The following is a 20,501-nucleotide window of genomic DNA, read 5'->3' on the forward strand; positions in this document are numbered from 1 at the left end:
GAACTACCGTCCGCAGTTCTACTTCCGCACGACGGACGTGACGGGCATCGTGACGCTTCCGGAAGGCACGGAAATGGTTATGCCAGGCGACAACATCACGGTTGACGTCGAGCTGATCGTTCCGATCGCGATGGAAGAAAAGCTGCGCTTCGCAATCCGCGAAGGCGGCCGCACCGTCGGCGCCGGCATCGTCGCTTCCATCGTCGAGTAATCCCCGGATTATTCGTTGGTTACGAAGGCCCCGCTGGAAACAGCGGGGCTTTTCGCATTTTGGAGGAGACCAGTGGGATTGATCGTTCTGACAGGCGCATCCGGCTCCGGAAAGACGGCAATTGCCGATGCGATTGCCGAAAGGTATACGCATGATTTTGCGGTCTATCGGTTCGATAATATCGGCGTGCCGCCGGTGGATGTGATGATGAGGGATCACGGCTCGCCGGAAGCCTGGCAGCGCGACAAGACCATCGAATGGATGGCGAACCTGGCAAAGGTTGCGCAGAGTGGAAAGCCGGTCCTGTTCGAAGGGCAGATGCGAATCTCCTTCATCGCCGAAGCGGCCGCGGCTGCCGATATCGCCGACTACAAGCTGCTCCTGGTTGATTGCGACAATTCTACGAGAACGGAGCGGCTTGCGGTCGGAAGAGGTCAGCCAGAGCTTGCGAACAAGGACATGATGAACTGGGCTGCCTATCTGCGCGGGGAGGCGGTTCAGCACGGCTGCGAGATCTTTGACACCAGCCAGCTCTCACTCGATCAATGTGTTGCGCATGTGCTGGAGCATCTGCACAAGTAGGAGGCCGCAAGCAAAATTGATCGAAGTCTCCGACTGGGATGTCTGGGACTGCCCCAGTTCGGCTTCCGTTCCTGCATCGCTTATCGCCGACTGAGGCAATGCGTCCGTGCCCGATGCCTTGCGAAATGTCGGAAAGGGTCTATCTATCGCTCGATTTTACCCGGAGGAGATTTCATGAAGAAGCGCATTTTGTTCACCGGCGGCAGCGGCAAGGCCGGGCGTCACACCGTTCCATGGTTGGTCAATGCTGGTTACGAGGTCCACAATGTCGATCTCGTGCCACTGAACAGCCCAGGTGTCACCAATCTGGTCGCTGATGTCACCGATGCGGGACAAGTCTACAACGTCCTTACCATGCATCGGGATTTCCCCGATCTCGATCAGGGCCAGGGTGTGCAGCCTTTCGATGCCGTTGTGCATTTCGCCGCCATACCGCGCATTTTGATCAAGCCTGACAACGAAACCTTCCGCATCAATACGATGAGCACCTACAATGTCATCGAAGCGGCGGCAAAGCTCGGCGTCAAGAAGATCATCGTCGCGTCCAGCGAAACGACCTATGGCGTCTGCTTTGCCGAAGGCCATCGCGATTTCCACCAGTTCCCGCTGGAAGAGGACTATGACGTCAATCCGATGGATTCCTACGGCCTGTCGAAGGTCTTGAACGAGAAGACGGCGCGCGCCTTCGCCGAACGTTTCGGCATAGACATCTATGCGCTCCGCATCGGCAATGTCATCGAGCCGCACGAATACGAGCGTTTCCCGGAATATTTCGCCGATACCGACATCCGCAAGCGCATAGCCTGGAGCTATATCGATGCGCGCGATCTCGGCCAGATCGTCCATCTCTGCATCGAAAAAAGCGGCCTCGGCTTCCAGGTGTTCAACGCCGCCAACGACACCGTATCGGCGAACACCCCGTCCCGGGAGCTTGCCGCCAAATACTTCCCGAACGTGCCTTTTACCCGCGAGATCGGCGAGTATGAAGGCCTGCTCTCCAACCGCAAGATCCGTGAGGTCCTGGGTTTCAAGGAAGAGCATAATTGGCGCCGCTACGTGAAGGTTTGAGGCTGCACTGCCGAATGATGTGACAGCCGGGCCTCATTCGGGGAGCCCGGCCGAAGCCTCGCCAAGGCCAGATTGCCTCTCCATTTGTTACGGAAGAAAACCAAAAATGCTTCCGCAAACACTCGACAAATATCCGGGTTTAAGTAAGTAGGTTTGCGTTCGCGAGGCGTATCGTGGAAATTGCACCCGCTTTCCAAGATGCAGTCGGCACTCGCGTCTTGAACGAACATCGTGTGGCTTACGGCCTGCAAAATGTTGGCGGCGCGATTTGCGCGGCGATTTGAAAGCTAATAACCGGTTGATCCCTTTGGTGATCAGCCGCTTCGGAGGGACTATGAACGACGGTGTTGCACGTATTTTTGTCGGCTTTGATTCCAAGGAGGTCGTCGCCTACCACGTCCTCACGCAAAGCATAATCGAGCGCTCTTCGATCCCCGTGGTGTTTTCGCCGATCGTTCTCAGCAATCTCGACGGCATCTTCACGCGCGAGCGCAACCCGCTGCAGTCGACCGAGTTTTCGTTCTCCCGCTTCCTGGTTCCCTACCTCAGCGATTACGAGGGCTGGAGCATCTTCATGGATTGCGACATGCTCGCCCGCGCCGATATCGCCGAGCTTTGGAAGCTACGCGACGATCGCTATGCCGCAATGTGCGTCAAGCACGACTATCAGCCGAAAATCGAGACGAAGTTCCTCGGCCAGACTCAGACCAAATATGAAAAGAAGAACTGGTCGAGCATGATCCTCTTCAACAATGCCAAATGCCGGGCATTGACAAAGGATTACGTCAACACCGCCACGGGCCTGCAGCTTCATCAGTTCAAATGGCTGGAGAGCGACGATCAGATCGGTGAGGTCCCCGTGACCTGGAATTACCTCGTCAACGAATATGACTACCGGCCGGATGCGCAACTGGTGCATTTCACCGACGGCGGACCGTATTTTGACGAGTACCGCAACGACGACTATGCCGAAGAATGGTTCGCCATGCGTGATCGCATGCTGCACGTCCAGCAGAAGTAACCGGGCTGGATCAGGGCGTGGGCTTCGAAGCAGGAAACAACGAAATCGGCTTCCCGAAGGCAGGGGCTGCCGCAGGCTTGACGACCGCCGATGAATGGTGGTCCGTGCTGGCGGCCTTCTCCCATATCGTTCTTGTCGCAAACAGCGATGCCGTCGATATCGGCAGCCTTCAGGCACAGTTTCCGTCCAGTGCGCTCTTCGTTTTCTTTAATAAGGTCTACAAGGTCCTGGACCGTCCGTTCCAGGGGCATTCGCTGTTGATTTCGCGCGGCCAGCCGCGCGGCGCCAACATCGTCTATCGGGGCGAGGTGGGCGATGTCGTCAAATTTTTCCCAAAGGAATATTTCCTCGGGATCATGAACATCCGCCTCGGGCTTGAGGAAAAACTGAATCCGGCCGCCGATTTTCAGGGTGCGCCGACCGGCCATCTCGATCTCGTCGGCTTCTGCAGCGATTTCTACACGGAAGGCAAGACACCGACGAGCGGCTTTGCCATGGCGCTCTGGCTGAGCGACCTGAAATTGCCGGGCGCCATCGTGCTTGCCGGCTTCTCGGCGAAACGGAGCGAAAAATGGAGGGTGGTGTCGGTCCATGACTGGACCTTCGAGCAGACCTTCCTGCGGCTCTTCGCCCGCTTGGGAAAGATCACCATTCATGGTGGCGTGTCGCTCAATCCCTACATCCGGCTTGCCGAACGCTTCTGCGAGGTTCCGCCGGCCGAAATTGCCTTGGCCGCATCGGAGGTGCTGACGGAGCGGCTCGGCAATACCGACGCTGAAGTCGACAAGCTGATCTCGCTGACCAATGTGATTCGCTCCACAGACAATTTCCTGCGTCATCTCAGGCCGAAATTCCTGAAGCGGAAGCCGAAGGGAACGCCGGGAGAGCCGAAGGAAGGCTGAGAATTGCCAGCACCACGCGTCGGAGGGAGGCGCTCGAAGCCCACAATTCCCGCGGTCGACAGTGTTGCAAATCGTCCGCATTGATCGAAGCTGCGGACACTCTTGGGAAAAAACGAAAAACGCACTTGCCAATCGTTTCGTCCCGTCTTAAAGGAGCGCCATGTTTTCGAAAGGCGCTGGCGGGCAACTGCTCGGTGCAAGTGATCGGAACATAAAGGGGTATAGCTCAGTTGGTAGAGCGGCGGTCTCCAAAACCGCAGGTCGTAGGTTCGAGCCCTGCTGCCCCTGCCATTTTCCTTGATTTGACTGGCGCGTTTGTTTCGCTGCTTCTTGGGTCGGGGATTATGCCGGATGGGCGGCAAATTTTCGGAAGCACCGAATTCCCTCTTGTTAAATTGGGAATCGATGTTTATGTAGGGTTCAACAGACACGCGGTGCGTGGGGCTGATATGTTCAGCTTTACGCGCCGTAATTGCGTGGGCAGTCAATGGCATCCAAAACGAATCCACTTGCGTTTCTGCAGCAGGTCCGCTCCGAGACGTCGAAAATCACTTGGCCGTCCCGCCGCGAGACGATGATCTCGACGGTGATGGTGCTCGTCATGGTCATTTTCGCCTCGTTGTTTTTCTTTGCTGCTGACCAGCTCATCGGCTGGATTCTCGGCTACGTGCTGAATACCGGCAATTGATATCGGGTGGAGATGAACATGGCGGCACGTTGGTACATCGTCCACGCTTATTCTAATTTTGAAAAGAAGGTGGCTGAATCCATCGAGGAAAAGGCCAAGCAGAAGGGTCTCGATCACCTGTTCGAGAAAATCCTTGTGCCGACCGAAAAGGTGGTTGAAGTGCGCCGCGGCCGCAAGGTCGATAGCGAGCGCAAGTTCTTCCCGGGTTATGTGCTGGTGCGCGCCAATCTGACGGACGAAGCTTACCACCTGATCAAGAATACGCCGAAGGTCACTGGCTTTCTCGGCTCCGACAATAAGCCCGTTCCGATTCCGGATTATGAAGCCGAGCGCATTCTCGGTCAGGTCCAGGAAGGCGTCGAGCGGCCGAAGGCTTCGGTATCCTTCGAGATCGGCGAGCAGGTCCGCGTTTCCGATGGTCCGTTTGCCTCGTTCAACGGCACGGTTCAGGACGTGGACGAAGAGCGTTCGCGCCTGAAGGTGGAAGTGTCGATCTTCGGTCGCGCTACGCCGGTCGAGCTGGAATACAGTCAGGTCGAGAAGGTCTGATCTTCGTTTGAGTTTGGATGTAAGTAAGTAAGTATTTACTTACGTCTCGCGGCAAAGCCGCAATCCGCGTGGAAGGGCAGGGGTCTTAGCCGGACCTTTTGATCCGCACCACGCAACCGCAGCCGCCGGAGCGATCCGGCATAGTAGGCCGGGCAACCGGTCATGTAGAAAGGCAGAGAGAAATGGCTAAGAAAGTTGCAGGCCAGCTCAAGCTGCAGGTTAAGGCCGGCTCGGCGAATCCGTCGCCGCCGATCGGTCCTGCGCTTGGTCAGCGTGGCATTAACATCATGGAATTCTGCAAGGCGTTCAATGCCGCCACGCAGGAAATGGAAAAGGGTATGCCGATCCCGGTCGTCATCACCTACTACCAGGACAAGTCCTTCACCTTCGTCATGAAGCAGCCGCCGGTCAGCTACTTCCTGAAGAAGGAAGCGAAGATCCAGTCCGGCTCGAAAACCCCGGGCAAGGGTGCCAAGGCTGGCACGCTCACCAAGGCTCAGGTCAAGTCGATTGCCGAAGCCAAGATGAAGGATCTGAATGCCGCCGATATCGAAGGCGCAATGGCCATGATCGAGGGCTCTGCCCGCGCCATGGGCCTGGAAGTGGTAGGTTAAGACCATGGTTGCAAAGCGTATTCAGAAGATCCGCGAAGGCGTTGATCCCACCAAGCTCTATGCTCTGACCCAGGCTATCGGCATGGTCAAGGAACGGGCTGTCGCCAAGTTCGACGAAACGGTCGAAATCGCCATGAACCTCGGCGTCGACCCGCGTCACGCCGACCAGATGGTCCGCGGCGTCGTCAACCTGCCGAACGGCACTGGCCGTACGGTTCGCGTTGCCGTCTTCGCTCGTGGCGCCAAGGCCGACGAAGCCAAGGCTGCCGGTGCTGACATCGTCGGCGCCGAAGACCTGGTCGAAATCGTTCAGGGCGGCAAGATCGACTTCGATCGTTGCATCGCGACGCCGGACATGATGCCGCTCGTCGGCCGTCTCGGTAAGGTTCTCGGCCCGCGCGGCATGATGCCGAACCCGAAGGTCGGTACCGTTACGATGGACGTCAAGGGTGCTGTTGAAGCCTCCAAGGGCGGCGCGGTCGAGTTCCGCGTCGAGAAGGCTGGTATCGTCCATGCCGGTATCGGCAAGGCCTCGTTCGATGCCAAGGCTCTGGAAGAAAACATCCGCGCTTTCGCCGATGCTGTCATCAAGGCGAAGCCGGCTGGTGCCAAGGGCAACTACGTCAAGCGCGTAGCTATCTCTTCGACCATGGGCCCGGGCGTCAAGATCGAGCCGTCGACCGTTACGGCGCCGAGCGCCTAAGGGTTCTGCCGGGCAGTGTGCCCGGCATTTAAGAATTCCTGGCCCTTCGGGGCCGGGAGATCCGGAGAAATCCGGAATTCCTGTCCGAGATTGCAGGTGGTTGAGACCTTAATCACTTTGCCTGCATGAGACGGGTAAGACCCGAATTTTGAAGAAGTTCTGCTTCGATAAACTCGGTTCGAGCCTTGGATGCCTTGTGCCTTGGAGCCTTAGGGCTCGAGCGCGAGGGGACAGGATCCTCAAGCGTCGCTTGGGATCTCTTAGCTGATCCCGGGAGGCAAAAGGCAACCCGGCAGGTCCGTTTATCGCGGTCCTGTCAACTGGAGAAAAGCAGTGGAAAGAGCGGAAAAACGCGAATTCGTCACGGAACTGAACGAAGTCTTCAAGGCTTCGGGCTCGGTTGTCGTGGCCCACTATGCTGGTGCTACAGTCGCTCAGATGAACGATTTTCGTTCCAAGATGCGCGCTGCTGGCGGCACCGTCAAAGTCGCGAAGAACCGCCTGGCCAAAATTGCTCTTCAGGGCACGGATGCGGAAGGGATTTCCAATCTCTTCACGGGTCAGACGCTGATCGCATACAGCACCGATCCGATTACCGCTCCGAAGGTCGTCGTGGATTTCGCCAAGGCCAACGATAAGATCGTTGTTCTGGGCGGCGCCATGGGAACAACCACGCTCAACCCGGAAGGCGTCAAGTCGCTCGCGACCCTGCCTTCGCTGGACGAGCTGCGTGCAAAGCTGCTGGGCATGATCCAGACCCCGGCTACCCGCATCGCAGGTGTGGTTGCAGCACCGGCAAGCCAGCTTGCTCGTGTGTTCTCGGCCTACGCCAAGAAGGACGAAGCCGCTTAAGGCGGTTTTTCGCTGTTCATAATCAACCAGTTCGAACCGAACAAAAGGAACTACAAAAATGGCTGATCTCGCAAAGATCGTTGAAGACCTCTCCTCGCTGACCGTTCTCGAAGCTGCAGAACTGTCCAAGCTCCTCGAAGAAAAGTGGGGCGTTTCCGCTGCTGCTCCGGTAGCTGTTGCTGCCGTTGGCGGTGCTGCTGGCGGCGCTGCTGCTCCGGCTGAAGAAGAAAAGACCGAGTTCGACGTCATCCTCGCTGATGCCGGCGCGAACAAGATCAACGTCATCAAGGAAGTCCGCGCCATCACCGGTCTCGGCCTCAAGGAAGCCAAGGACCTCGTTGAAGCCGCTCCGAAGGCTGTCAAGGAAGGCGTTTCCAAGGCTGAAGCCGCTGACATCAAGAAGAAGCTCGAAGACGCTGGCGCAAAGGCCGACGTCAAGTAAGCTTGAAACTGCTTTGGGAGGTGGCATTTTGCCGCCTCCCATTTGCCGTTTTTCCGAACAAATTACCCAAAAGCCGCGGGCAAAACGGCTTTTGGGTAATGGGTTCTTCAAGAGGATGGTCTCAGACCGAACCGCGACGCAATCCGTGCCGAGCGGTTTCGGTCAGTTAGACGAGATTGAACTACTCATTGATTGATGGGATCGCCTGGCCAGCGGTTCCCATCCGTTGCAGGCCCGGGTGCAGGATTTTAAAGGAGCGACGATGGCTCAGACCCTTTCGTTCAACGGTCGCAGGCGCGTACGCAAGTTTTTTGGTAAGATTCCCGAAGTCGCAGAGATGCCGAACCTCATCGAGGTTCAGAAGGCGTCCTACGATCAGTTCCTCATGGTCGAAGAGCCCAAGGGCGGCCGCCCTGACGAGGGTCTCCAGGCCGTATTCAAGTCGGTTTTCCCGATCACCGATTTCTCCGGCGCCTCCATGCTGGAGTTCGTATCCTATGAATTCGAACCGCCGAAGTTCGACGTCGACGAATGCCGCCAGCGCGACCTGACCTATGCCGCGCCGCTGAAGGTCACTCTCCGTCTGATCGTGTTCGATATCGATGAGGATACCGGCGCGAAGTCCATCAAGGACATCAAGGAACAGAGCGTTTACATGGGCGACATGCCGCTCATGACCAACAACGGTACCTTCATCGTGAACGGCACCGAACGCGTTATCGTGTCCCAGATGCACCGTTCGCCGGGCGTTTTCTTCGATCACGACAAGGGCAAGAGCCACTCTTCCGGCAAGCTGCTCTTCGCTGCCCGCGTCATCCCGTATCGTGGTTCCTGGCTCGACATCGAATTCGACGCCAAGGACATCGTCTACGCCCGTATCGACCGCCGCCGCAAGATTCCGGTGACGTCGCTGCTGATGGCACTCGGCATGGACGGCGAAGAAATCCTGTCGACCTTCTACACGAAGTCGCTCTATGAGCGCTCCGGCGAGGGCTGGCGCATTCCCTTCAAGGCGGAAACGCTGAAGGGCGCCAAGACCGTTACCGACATGATCGACGCCGATACCGGCGAAGTCGTTGTCGAAGGCGGCAAGAAGCTGACCCCGCGCCTGCTGCGTCAGTTGCAGGAAAAGGGCCTCAAGGCCTTGAAGGCCACCGACGAAGAGCTCTACGGGCTGTTCCTGGCGGAAGATATCGTCAACTTCCAGACCGGTGAGATCTATCTCGAAGCGGGTGACGAAATCGACGAGAAGACCCTGCCGATCATCCTCAAGGCCGGTTTCGACGAAATTCCGGTTCTCGGCATCGACCATATCAACGTCGGCGCCTACATCCGCAACACGCTGTCTGCGGACAAGAACGAAAACCGTCAGGACGCTCTGTTCGACATCTACCGCGTCATGCGTCCGGGTGAACCGCCGACCATGGAATCGGCAGAAGCCATGTTCAACTCGCTGTTCTTCGATGCGGAGCGTTACGATCTCTCCGCCGTCGGTCGCGTGAAGATGAACATGCGTCTCGATCTCGACGTTGAAGACACCGTCCGCATTCTGCGCAAGGACGACATCCTGGCCGTGGTCAAGATGCTGGTCGAACTGCGCGACGGCAAGGGCGAAATCGACGACATCGACAACCTCGGCAACCGCCGCGTCCGCTCGGTCGGCGAACTGATGGAGAACCAGTACCGTCTCGGCCTGCTGCGCATGGAGCGCGCGATCAAGGAACGCATGTCCTCGATCGAAATCGACACGGTCATGCCACAGGATCTGATCAACGCGAAGCCGGCTGCTGCCGCCGTTCGCGAATTCTTCGGCTCCTCGCAGCTCTCGCAGTTCATGGACCAGGTGAACCCGCTCTCGGAAATCACCCACAAGCGCCGTCTTTCGGCTCTTGGCCCGGGCGGTCTGACCCGCGAACGCGCCGGCTTCGAAGTCCGCGACGTGCATCCGACCCACTATGGTCGTATTTGCCCGATCGAAACGCCGGAAGGCCCGAATATCGGTCTCATCAACTCGCTGGCGACCTTTGCCCGCGTCAACAAGTACGGCTTCATCGAAAGCCCTTATCGCCGCATCATCGACGGTAAGGTGACCAACGATGTGCTCTACCTCTCCGCCATGGAAGAGGCGAAGTACTACGTTGCGCAGGCCAACGCCGAGCTCGACACCGACGGCTCCTTCATCGAGGAATTCGTCGTTTGCCGTCATGCCGGCGAAGTCATGCTCGCTCCGCGCGACAACATCAACCTGATGGACGTCTCGCCGAAGCAGCTTGTTTCGGTCGCTGCCGCTCTGATCCCGTTCCTGGAAAACGACGACGCCAACCGCGCTCTCATGGGCTCGAACATGCAGCGTCAGGCCGTGCCGCTTCTGCGGGCCGAAGCGCCATTCGTCGGCACCGGCATGGAGCCGGTCGTCGCCCGTGACTCCGGTGCTGCCATCGGCGCCCGCCGCGGCGGCGTGGTCGACCAGGTCGACGCAACGCGTATCGTTATCCGCGCCACTGAAGACCTCGATCCGTCGAAGTCCGGCGTCGATATCTATCGCCTGATGAAGTTCCAGCGTTCGAACCAGAACACCTGCGTCAACCAGCGGCCGCTGGTCACCGTCGGTGACGTGGTCAACAAGGGTGACATCCTGGCCGACGGTCCGTCGACCGATCTCGGCGATCTGGCGCTCGGCCGCAACGTGCTCGTCGCGTTCATGCCGTGGAACGGCTACAACTACGAAGACTCGATCCTGCTCTCCGAGCGCATCGTTGCCGACGACGTGTTCACCTCCATTCACATCGAAGAATTCGAAGTGATGGCGCGCGACACCAAGCTCGGTCCGGAAGAAATCACCCGCGATATTCCGAACGTTTCGGAAGAAGCCCTGAAGAACCTGGACGAAGCCGGCATCGTTTACATCGGCGCTGAAGTTCAGCCGGGCGATATCCTCGTCGGCAAGATCACGCCGAAGGGCGAAAGCCCGATGACGCCGGAAGAAAAGCTCCTGCGCGCCATCTTCGGTGAAAAGGCGTCCGACGTTCGCGACACCTCCATGCGCATGCCGCCCGGCACGTACGGTACGGTCGTCGAAGTTCGCGTCTTCAACCGCCACGGCGTCGAGAAGGACGAACGCGCCATGGCGATCGAGCGCGAGGAGATCGAACGTCTCGCCAAGGACCGTGACGACGAACAGGCGATCCTCGACCGTAACGTCTACGGCCGCCTGATCGAGATGCTCCGTGGCCAGGTCGCGCTTGCCGGTCCGAAGAGCTTCAAGAAGGGCACGGAACTGTCCAACGCCGTCGTCTCCGAATATCCGCGCTCGCAGTGGTGGATGTTCGCCGTCGAGGACGAAAAGGTCCAGGGCGAGCTCGAAGCTCTGCGCGGCCAGTACGACGAATCCAAGTCGCGCCTCGAACAGCGCTTCATGGACAAGGTCGAGAAGGTCCAGCGCGGCGACGAAATGCCTCCGGGCGTCATGAAGATGGTCAAGGTCTTCGTCGCTGTGAAGCGCAAGATCCAGCCGGGTGACAAGATGGCCGGCCGTCATGGCAACAAGGGCGTCGTATCGCGCATCGTGCCGGTCGAAGACATGCCGTTCCTCGAAGACGGTACGCATGTCGACATCGTGCTGAATCCGCTCGGCGTGCCGTCGCGCATGAACGTCGGTCAGATCCTTGAGACGCATCTCGGCTGGGCTTGCGCCGGCATGGGTCGTCAGATCGGCGAACTGATCGAGGCCTATAAGGCAAGCGGCAACATCGAGCCTCTGCGCCAGACGATCGATATGGTCGTCGGCGACGGTCCGAAGAGCGACGACGTTCACGAGTATGACGACGCGTCGGTCCTGCGTCTGGCTGATCAGTGGAAGCGTGGCGTGTCCATCGCGACCCCGGTCTTCGACGGCGCCGGCGAAGTTGACGTCAACGAGATGCTCGCAATGGCAGGTCTGAAGCAGACCGGTCAGTCGACGCTCTATGATGGTCGTACCGGTGAGCAGTTCGACCGCCAGGTCACGGTTGGCTACATTTACATGCTGAAGCTGAACCACTTGGTCGACGACAAGATCCACGCCCGCTCGATCGGCCCGTACTCGCTCGTCACCCAGCAGCCGCTGGGCGGTAAGGCGCAGTTCGGCGGTCAGCGCTTCGGCGAAATGGAAGTCTGGGCGCTCGAAGCTTACGGCGCAGCCTACACGTTGCAGGAAATGCTCACGGTCAAGTCGGACGACGTGGCCGGCCGCACCAAGGTCTACGAAGCGATCGTCCGTGGCGACGACACCTTCGAAGCGGGTATTCCGGAGAGCTTCAACGTTCTCGTCAAGGAAATGCGGTCGCTGGGCCTCAGCGTCGAACTGGAAAACTCCAAGGTCGACGATCTGCAGGCAGCCGGCCAGCTTCCGGACGCAGCCGAGTAATGGCCGATAGGGTGCGCGCTGTCCGTCAGCGCGCACCGTTCCCGCCGGTGCCCGAATTCGCGTGGCGCTAGGCAGGGACGATTTCGCCGCATTCTGCGGTTATTGTCGTTTTAAAGCGTCAGTCCGGTTCCCGGGAATTTGCCGGCACTGATCGCAATTCGAGGGCGTTTCGCCCCTAAAGGAGACAGGCATGAACCAAGAGGTCATGAATCTTTTCAATCCGCAGGTGCCTGCACAGAATTTCGATTCCATCCGGATTTCGATCGCATCGCCGGAGAAGATTCTTTCCTGGTCTTATGGTGAGATCAAGAAGCCGGAGACGATCAACTATCGTACGTTCAAGCCGGAACGCGATGGTCTCTTCTGCGCGCGAATCTTCGGGCCGATCAAGGATTACGAGTGCCTGTGCGGCAAGTACAAGCGCATGAAGTACAAGGGCATCATCTGCGAAAAGTGCGGCGTCGAAGTTACGCTGTCGCGCGTTCGCCGTGAGCGCATGGGCCACATCGAGCTCGCCGCTCCCGTTGCCCACATCTGGTTCCTGAAGTCGCTGCCGAGCCGCATTTCCACGCTGCTCGACATGACGCTGAAGGATGTCGAGCGCGTCCTCTACTTCGAAAACTATATCGTCACTGAGCCGGGCCTGACCGCGCTCAAGGAGCATCAGCTCCTGACGGAAGAAGAGTACATGCTCGCCGTCGACGAATATGGCGAAGACCAGTTCACCGCCATGATCGGCGCTGAAGCGATCTACGAGATGCTGGCCAGCATGAACCTCGAGAAGATCGCCGGCGACCTGCGCTCCGAGCTTGCCGACACCACGTCGGATCTCAAGCAGAAGAAGCTGATGAAGCGCCTGAAGATCGTCGAGAACTTCATGGAATCCGGCAACCGTCCGGAATGGATGATCATGAAGGTCGTCCCGGTCATCCCGCCGGACCTGCGTCCGCTGGTGCCGCTCGACGGCGGCCGTTTCGCGACCTCGGATCTGAACGATCTTTATCGCCGCGTCATCAACCGTAACAACCGTCTGAAGCGCCTCATCGAGCTGCGCGCACCGGGCATCATCATCCGCAACGAAAAGCGCATGCTGCAGGAATCTGTTGATGCGCTGTTCGACAACGGCCGTCGCGGCCGCGTCATCACCGGCGCCAACAAGCGTCCGCTGAAGTCGCTGTCCGATATGCTCAAGGGCAAGCAGGGCCGCTTCCGCCAGAACCTCCTCGGCAAGCGCGTCGACTATTCCGGCCGTTCGGTCATCGTGACCGGTCCGGAGCTGAAGCTGCACCAGTGCGGCCTGCCGAAGAAGATGGCGCTCGAGCTGTTCAAGCCGTTCATCTACGCTCGCCTCGACGCCAAGGGTTATTCCTCGACCGTCAAGCAGGCCAAGAAGCTGGTGGAAAAGGAAAAGCCGGAAGTTTGGGATATCCTCGACGAGGTCATCCGCGAGCATCCGGTTCTCCTGAACCGCGCGCCGACGCTGCACCGCCTGGGCATCCAGGCCTTCGAACCCATGCTGGTCGAAGGCAAGGCCATCCAGTTGCACCCGCTCGTCTGCACGGCCTTCAACGCCGACTTCGACGGTGACCAGATGGCCGTTCACGTGCCGCTGTCGCTCGAAGCCCAGCTCGAAGCCCGCGTGCTGATGATGTCGACCAACAACATTCTGCATCCGGCAAACGGCGCGCCGATCATCGTTCCGTCGCAGGACATGGTTCTCGGTCTCTATTACCTCTCGATCCTGAACCAGAACGAGCCGGGCGAAGGCATGGCTTTCTCCGATCTCGGCGAGCTGCATCACGCCCTCGAAAACAAGGTCGTAACGCTGCACTCGAAGATCCGCGGCCGCTTCAAGTCGGTCGACGAAGACGGCAAGCCCTATTCGAAGATCTATGAAACGACCCCCGGCCGCCTGCTGATCGGCGAACTGCTGCCGAAGCATGGCAAGGTGACCTTCGACATCTGCAACCAGGAAATGACCAAGAAGAACATTTCCAAGATGATCGACACGGTCTACCGTCACTGCGGCCAGAAAGACACGGTCATTTTCTGCGACCGCATCATGCAGCTCGGCTTCGCCCATGCCTGCCGCGCCGGCATCTCGTTCGGCAAGGACGACATGGTCATCCCGAACACCAAGGCGAAGATCGTCGGCGATACCGAAGCGCTCGTGAAGGAATACGAGCAGCAGTACAATGACGGTCTGATCACCCAGGGCGAAAAGTACAACAAGGTTGTCGACGCCTGGGGCAAGGCCACGGAAAAGGTCGCCGAAGAAATGATGGCCCGCATCAAGGCCGTCGAATTCGACGAGAAGACGGGTCGTCAGAAGCCGATGAACTCGATCTACATGATGAGCCATTCGGGCGCCCGCGGTTCTCCGAACCAGATGCGTCAGTTGGGCGGCATGCGCGGCCTCATGGCCAAGCCGTCGGGCGAAATCATCGAGACGCCGATCATCTCGAACTTCAAGGAAGGCCTGACCGTGAACGAGTACTTCAACTCGACGCACGGCGCCCGTAAGGGTCTGGCAGACACCGCCTTGAAGACCGCGAACTCCGGTTACCTGACCCGCCGTCTCGTCGACGTCGCGCAGGATTGCATCGTGACGCACATCGATTGCGGCACCGAAAGCGGCCTTACCATGACTGCCATCGTCGATGCCGGTCAGGTCGTCGCCTCGCTCGGCGCCCGCATTCTCGGCCGTACGGCGCTGGACGATATCGACCATCCGGTCACGGGTGAGCGCATCGTCGATGCCGGCAAGATGATCCTCGAGCCCGATGTCATCGAGATCGAAAAGGCTGGTATCCAGTCGATCCGCATCCGTTCGGCGCTGACCTGCGAAATCCAGACGGGTGTCTGCTCGGTCTGCTACGGCCGCGACCTTGCTCGCGGTACGCCGGTCAACATCGGCGAAGCTGTCGGCGTCATCGCCGCTCAGTCGATCGGTGAGCCGGGCACGCAGCTCACCATGCGTACCTTCCACTTGGGCGGCACGGCGACCGTGGTCGACCAGTCGTTCCTGGAAGCCTCGTATGAGGGCACGGTGCAGATCAAGAACCGCAACATGCTGCGCAACTCCGAAGGCAGCCTCGTTGCCATGGGCCGCAACATGACGGTGCAGATCTTGGACGAACGTGGCGTCGAACGCTCTTCGCAGCGCGTTGCCTACGGCTCCAAGCTCTATGTCGATGACGGCGACAAGGTGAAGCGCGGCCAGCGTCTCGCAGAATGGGATCCGTATACCCGTCCGATGATGACGGAAGTCGCCGGTACGGTGCACTTCGAAGATGTCGTCGACGGCCTCTCGGTTCTCGAAGCGACCGACGAATCCACCGGCATCACCAAGCGCCAGGTCATCGACTGGCGTTCGACGCCGCGCGGTTCGGATCTGAAGCCGGCGATCGTCGTCAAGGACGCCAGTGGCAATGTCGCCAAGCTGTCGCGTGGCGGTGAAGCCCGCTTCCTGCTCTCGGTCGACGCGATCCTGTCCGTCGAGCCGGGCCAGAAGGTGTCGCAGGGTGACGTTCTTGCGCGTTCGCCGCTGGAAAGCGCCAAGACCAAGGACATCACCGGTGGTCTGCCGCGCGTTGCCGAACTGTTCGAAGCCCGTCGTCCCAAAGACCATGCCATTATCGCAGAGATCGATGGTACGATCCGCCTCGGCCGCGACTACAAGAACAAGCGCCGCGTCATCATCGAGCCGGCGGAAGACGGTGTCGAGCCGGTCGAATACCTGATCCCGAAGGGCAAGCCCTTCCATCTTCAGGAAGGCGACTATATCGAAAAGGGTGACTACATCCTCGACGGTAACCCGGCTCCGCACGACATCCTGGCGATCAAGGGCGTGGAGGCTCTGGCTTCCTACCTCGTCAACGAAATCCAGGAAGTCTACCGCCTTCAGGGCGTTGTCATCAACGACAAGCACATCGAAGTGATTGTCCGTCAGATGCTGCAGAAGGTCGAAATCACCGATGCGGGCGACAGCCAGTACATCGTCGGCGACAATGTCGACCGTATCGAACTGGAAGACGTCAACGACCGCCTGATCGAGGAAGGCAAGAAGCCGGCTTACGGCGATCCGGTTCTGCTCGGCATCACCAAGGCGTCGCTGCAGACCCCGTCCTTCATCTCCGCCGCGTCCTTCCAGGAAACGACGAAGGTGCTGACGGAAGCTGCAATCGCCGGCAAGACCGACGGTCTGCAGGGCCTGAAGGAAAACGTCATCGTCGGCCGTCTCATCCCGGCCGGTACCGGTGGCACCATGACGCAGATCCGCCGCATCGCGACGGCTCGCGACGAGCTGATCCTGGAAGAGCGCCGCAAGGGCACGGGAGCCGCCGTCGCCACGCCGATGCTGCAGGATATGGCCAACGAAAACGCCCCGGCCGCTGAATAAGCGGCTGGAGAGTGAGCAAAATCAAAACCGCCCGGAACGATCCGGGCGGTTTCTTTTTTGCATCTATATTGTGAAGAGCAGGCGAGGGTGGTCCTGCACGATCCCCGCCTAACGAAACCGGATGATCGCCACTTCGCCTTCCAGCGCGCCCTGATAGGCAGAGGCATGCGGTTCTTCGTCCGGCACGTCGGTCAGCATGCCGATCTGATCGAGATCGGCTTCGATGAAGCCCTCTTCCGCAAGGGCATTCAGCGCTTCGCGAACGGCCGTGTCGTCATCCGGCGCCTTCAGCATGACGTGCAGGTCGACGCCTTCGCCGCCGTCGGTTTCATATCCCTTGCCGATGATGATGAAGACCATGGGGCCGTCGAAATTGTTGTCGTTGTCTGGCTCGGTGATCATAAGTCTTCCTTCGGTGATATCGATTCGACCGAGCGATTCCCTGAACTGCCCTTGCCGACCGGTGAAATTGTCTTTCTGTGATTCCTTATAGGGATTTTAACGAAATACCCAAGTCCAACTTGCCCGAGCGACGCCATTTCCTCATCCGAGGCGTCAAACGGCTGGTTTGGCCGGCCTTTTCGGGGTTTGTGACAAAGATAATTCTTAACCGGCCTTGACGAACCGGCGGGAAACCAGTAGTACCCCCGCCATCAGGACCCATGTGAGGCATGGCTGTCCGGAGCGACGCGCTCTGGAGTTCACCTCAAACAAGGTTCTAAACGCACGTTGAAGACACGAATGCTGCACGCAAGACGCAATTTACTGCGTCCTCTGCTTTTTTGTGGTCCATCTGCGAAAGCGGATCGGGCCACGTTTTGCGCATTGAGGCGAACGTGTGTCGTGCCGGAGACGGCGAGAGTTAAGCCCGCAAGGGTGTCGAGACAGATTTACAAGGGATGGTTGAATGCCTACCGTAAACCAGCTAATCCGCAAGCCTCGCCAGGCGCAGGTAAAGCGTAATAAGGTTCCCGCTCTTCAGGAGAACCCGCAGAAGCGTGGTGTTTGCACCCGCGTCTACACGACGACGCCGAAGAAGCCGAACTCGGCTCTGCGTAAGGTCGCAAAGATCCGCCTGACCAACGGCTTCGAAGTCATTGGCTACATCCCGGGTGAAGGCCACAACCTTCAGGAACACTCTGTCGTCATGATCCGTGGCGGCCGCGTCAAGGACCTTCCGGGTGTTCGCTACCACATCATCCGCGGCGTTCTCGATACCCAGGGTGTCAAGAACCGCAAGCAGCGCCGTTCCAAGTACGGTGCAAAGCGTCCGAAGTAATTCGGTTTCAGATAATCCGGCGCTGCGCGAGGTTCTCCGCGTGATAAAGCGTCGCTAACAGTTGAGAGACGAGAAGTATGTCCCGACGTCACAGAGCAGAAAAGCGCGAGATCAATCCGGACCCGAAGTTCGGTGATCTGGTCGTCACGAAGTTCATGAATGCCATCATGCTGGACGGCAAGAAGTCCGTAGCTGAAAACATCGTTTACGGCGCATTCGACGCCGTGCAGGGCAAGGCAAAGCAGGAGCCGCTCGGCGTGTTCCATCAGGCTTTGGATAACATCGCCCCGCACGTTGAAGTTCGTTCGCGCCGCGTTGGTGGTGCTACGTATCAGGTTCCGGTCGACGTTCGTCCCGAGCGTCGTCAGGCTCTTGCCATTCGCTGGCTGATCGCTGCTGCCCGCAAGCGCAACGAAACCACCATGGTCGACCGTCTCTGCGGCGAACTTCTTGATGCCTCCAACAACCGCGGCTCTGCCGTCAAGAAGCGCGAAGACACGCACAAGATGGCTGATGCCAACCGTGCGTTCTCGCATTATCGCTGGTAATCCCGAACGGTTTCCGAAAGGCAGTCCACTATGGCTCGCGAATATAAAATCGAAGACTACCGCAATTTCGGTATCATGGCGCACATCGACGCCGGCAAGACCACGACGACCGAGCGTATTCTTTATTACACCGGTAAGTCGCACAAGATCGGCGAAGTCCACGATGGCGCAGCCACGATGGACTGGATGGAGCAGGAGCAGGAGCGTGGCATCACGATCACGTCTGCTGCCACCACGACCTTCTGGAAGGGCCGTGACGGCAAGATGCGCCGCTTCAACATCATCGACACCCCCGGCCACGTCGACTTCACCATCGAAGTCGAACGTTCGCTGCGCGTTCTCGACGGCGCCATCGCGCTGCTCGATGCCAACGCTGGTGTTGAGCCGCAGACGGAAACCGTCTGGCGTCAGGCTGAGAAGTATCATGTTCCGCGCATGATCTTCTGCAACAAGATGGACAAGACCGGCGCCGACTTCTATCGTTCGGTCGAGATGATCAAGAGCCGCCTCGGCGCCACCGCCGTCGTTATGCAGCTCCCGATCGGCGCTGAAAGCGATTTCAAGGGCGTTATCGATCTGATCGAGATGAACGCCCTCATTTGGCGCGACGAGTCGCTCGGCGCCCAGTGGGACGTCGTCGAGATCCCGGAAGACATGAAGGCCAAGGCTGAAGAATATCGCGAAAAGCTGATCGAGACCGTCGTCGAGATCGACGAAGCTGCGACCGAAGCCTATCTGGAAGGCAACCTGCCGGACAACGACCAGATCCGCGCGCTCGTTCGCCGCGGCACGATCGACGTCAAGTTCCATCCGATGTTCTGCGGCACCGCCTTCAAGAACAAGGGCGTTCAGCCGCTACTCGACGCCGTTGTCGATTACCTGCCGTCTCCGGTCGACATTCCGGCAATCAAGGGTATCGACGTCAAGACGGAAGCTGAAATCCATCGTCATGCTGACGACGCCGAGCCGCTCTCCATGCTGGCGTTCAAGATCATGAACGACCCCTTCGTCGGTTCGCTGACCTTCGCCCGTATCTACTCCGGCAAGCTCGAAAAGGGCGCGTCGGTCATGAATACGGTCAAGGACAAGCGCGAGCGCGTCGGCCGCATGCTGCAGATGCACTCCAACTCGCGTGAAGACATCGAAGAAGCCTTCGCTGGCGACATCGTTGCTCTGGCCGGCCTCAAGGAAACCACCACTGGCGATACGCTCTGCGATCCGCTGAAGCCGGTTATCCTCGAGCGCATGGAATTCCCCGAGCCGGTCATCCAGATCGCGATCGAGCCGAAGACCAAGGGCGACCAGGAAAAGATGGGCCTCGCGCTCAACCGCCTGGCTGCCGAAGATCCGTCCTTCCGCGTGAAGACGGATCAGGAATCGGGCCAGACGATCATCGCCGGCATGGGTGAACTTCACCTCGACATCATCGTCGACCGCATGCGTCGTGAATTCAAGGTTGAAGCAACCGTCGGCGCGCCGCAGGTTGCCTACCGCGAAACCATCACGCGTCAGACCGAAAAGGATTACACTCACAAGAAGCAGTCGGGTGGTACCGGTCAGTTCGCTCGCGTCAAGATCGTGTTCGAACCGAACCCGGAAGGCGACGATTTCAAGTTCGAGTCCAAGATCGTCGGCGGTGCTGTTCCGAAGGAATACATCCCGGGCGTTCAGAAGGGTATCGAAAGCGTTCTGTCTTCGGGTCCGCTGGCTGGCTTCCCGATGCTCGGCGTCAAGGCGACGCTGATCGACGGTGCCTTCCACGACGTCGACTCGTCGGTTCTGGCCTTCGAAATCGCTGCGCGTGCCTGCTTCCGTGAAGCTGCGCGCGAAGCTGGCGCCCAGCTCCTCGAGCCGATGATGAAGGTCGAAGTCGTGACGCCGGAAGATTATGTCGGCGACGTCATCGGCGACCTGAACTCGCGTCGCGGCCAGATCCAGGGCCAGGAAAGCCGCGGTATCGCCGTTGTCATCAACGCGAATGTCCCGCTGGCAAACATGTTCAAGTACGTCGACAACCTGCGCTCCATGTCTCAGGGCCGCGCGCAGTACACCATGACCTTCGATCATTATTCGCCGGTCCCGTCGAACGTCGCACAGGAAATCCAGGCAAAGTATTCCGGTCAGAAGTGACCGGAATACCAATTGACCGATAACAAGAATTGATCCCCTCGGGGACAAGAAAAACGGAGAGCCGAAAATGGCAAAGAGTAAGTTTGAGCGCAATAAGCCGCACGT

16 protein-coding genes, 1 tRNA gene and 1 pseudogene are annotated in these 20,501 nt (G+C 58.8%); 17 read left to right on the forward strand and 1 reads right to left on the reverse strand.

Translation table 11 applies throughout. From position 1 onward, the window contains the following. The 14 genes and pseudogenes from tuf to rpoC form a co-directional block, all read left to right on the forward strand. A pseudogene (tuf, locus tag QDY28_RS29410) lies at positions 1-211 on the forward strand (elongation factor Tu); the annotation flags it as partial. Positions 212-283: 72 nt separating this feature from the next. Continuing rightward, positions 284-793 carry an AAA family ATPase gene (locus tag QDY28_RS29415; protein ID WP_331384743.1) on the forward strand — a complete coding sequence of 170 codons (510 nt, stop codon included), beginning with the start codon at positions 284-286 and terminating at the stop codon, positions 791-793. Positions 794-967: 174 nt separating this feature from the next. Next, the gene (locus QDY28_RS29420) at positions 968-1,861 is read left to right on the forward strand and encodes an NAD-dependent epimerase/dehydratase family protein (protein WP_331384744.1); all 894 of its coding nucleotides are present in this window, start codon (positions 968-970) and stop codon (positions 1,859-1,861) included. A 334-nt stretch (positions 1,862-2,195) separates the two neighbouring features. Then, the gene (locus QDY28_RS29425) at positions 2,196-2,882 is read left to right on the forward strand and encodes a glycosyltransferase (RefSeq protein WP_331384745.1); all 687 of its coding nucleotides are present in this window, start codon (positions 2,196-2,198) and stop codon (positions 2,880-2,882) included. A 44-nt stretch (positions 2,883-2,926) separates the two neighbouring features. After that, positions 2,927-3,784: a 3-deoxy-manno-octulosonate cytidylyltransferase gene (locus QDY28_RS29430; protein WP_331384751.1), complete on the forward strand. Its 858-nt coding sequence runs from the start codon at positions 2,927-2,929 to the stop codon at positions 3,782-3,784. Positions 3,785-3,999: 215 nt separating this feature from the next. Next, positions 4,000-4,075 (forward strand) — tRNA-Trp (locus tag QDY28_RS29435). Between the two features lie 196 nt (positions 4,076-4,271). Then, entirely contained in the window at positions 4,272-4,472 is a 201-nt protein-coding gene (gene secE / locus QDY28_RS29440) for a preprotein translocase subunit SecE (protein WP_028755225.1), read from the forward strand. 18 nt (positions 4,473-4,490) lie between these two features. Continuing rightward, positions 4,491-5,021: a transcription termination/antitermination protein NusG gene (nusG, locus tag QDY28_RS29445; protein WP_028755226.1), complete on the forward strand. Its 531-nt coding sequence runs from the start codon at positions 4,491-4,493 to the stop codon at positions 5,019-5,021. Between the two features lie 182 nt (positions 5,022-5,203). After that, positions 5,204-5,635 (forward strand): 50S ribosomal protein L11, encoded by a 432-nt coding sequence (rplK, locus tag QDY28_RS29450; RefSeq protein ID WP_004123453.1) that lies wholly within the window; start codon positions 5,204-5,206, stop codon positions 5,633-5,635. A 4-nt stretch (positions 5,636-5,639) separates the two neighbouring features. Next, complete coding sequence (gene rplA, locus QDY28_RS29455; RefSeq protein ID WP_028755227.1) at positions 5,640-6,338, forward strand: 50S ribosomal protein L1; 699 nt, start codon at positions 5,640-5,642, stop codon at positions 6,336-6,338. A gap of 333 nt (positions 6,339-6,671) precedes the next feature. Next, positions 6,672-7,190, forward strand: coding sequence for a 50S ribosomal protein L10 (gene rplJ / locus QDY28_RS29460; protein WP_331384746.1), 519 nt, complete (start codon positions 6,672-6,674; stop codon positions 7,188-7,190). 58 nt (positions 7,191-7,248) lie between these two features. Then, positions 7,249-7,632 carry a 50S ribosomal protein L7/L12 gene (gene rplL, locus QDY28_RS29465; protein WP_283057964.1) on the forward strand — a complete coding sequence of 128 codons (384 nt, stop codon included), beginning with the start codon at positions 7,249-7,251 and terminating at the stop codon, positions 7,630-7,632. Positions 7,633-7,894: 262 nt separating this feature from the next. Next, positions 7,895-12,037 carry a DNA-directed RNA polymerase subunit beta gene (gene rpoB, locus QDY28_RS29470; protein ID WP_331384748.1) on the forward strand — a complete coding sequence of 1,381 codons (4,143 nt, stop codon included), beginning with the start codon at positions 7,895-7,897 and terminating at the stop codon, positions 12,035-12,037. Positions 12,038-12,227: 190 nt separating this feature from the next. Continuing rightward, positions 12,228-16,439 carry a DNA-directed RNA polymerase subunit beta' gene (rpoC, locus tag QDY28_RS29475; protein ID WP_331384749.1) on the forward strand — a complete coding sequence of 1,404 codons (4,212 nt, stop codon included), beginning with the start codon at positions 12,228-12,230 and terminating at the stop codon, positions 16,437-16,439. Positions 16,440-16,547: 108 nt separating this feature from the next. On the opposite strand, the gene QDY28_RS29480 is transcribed toward rpoC, so the two are convergent. Further along, positions 16,548-16,841, reverse strand: a complete 294-nt coding sequence (locus tag QDY28_RS29480) for a transcriptional regulator (RefSeq protein WP_107107806.1) — start codon at positions 16,839-16,841, stop codon at positions 16,548-16,550. Positions 16,842-17,346: 505 nt separating this feature from the next. Between QDY28_RS29480 and rpsL the strand changes: the two genes are divergently transcribed. The 3 genes from rpsL (at position 17,347) to fusA (ending at position 20,396) form a co-directional block, all read left to right on the forward strand. After that, positions 17,347-17,718, forward strand: coding sequence for a 30S ribosomal protein S12 (gene rpsL, locus QDY28_RS29485; protein WP_003507760.1), 372 nt, complete (start codon positions 17,347-17,349; stop codon positions 17,716-17,718). 77 nt (positions 17,719-17,795) lie between these two features. Continuing rightward, complete coding sequence (gene rpsG / locus QDY28_RS29490) at positions 17,796-18,266, forward strand: 30S ribosomal protein S7 (protein WP_028755233.1); 471 nt, start codon at positions 17,796-17,798, stop codon at positions 18,264-18,266. A 30-nt stretch (positions 18,267-18,296) separates the two neighbouring features. Next, on the forward strand, positions 18,297-20,396 hold the full coding sequence (gene fusA, locus QDY28_RS29495) for an elongation factor G (RefSeq protein ID WP_331384750.1): 2,100 nt from the start codon (positions 18,297-18,299) through the stop codon (positions 20,394-20,396). The last annotated feature ends 105 nt before the right edge of the window (positions 20,397-20,501 follow it).

Source organism: Rhizobium sp. BR 362 (genome assembly GCF_036528765.1).
In the GTDB taxonomy this organism is placed as follows: domain Bacteria; phylum Pseudomonadota; class Alphaproteobacteria; order Rhizobiales; family Rhizobiaceae; genus Rhizobium.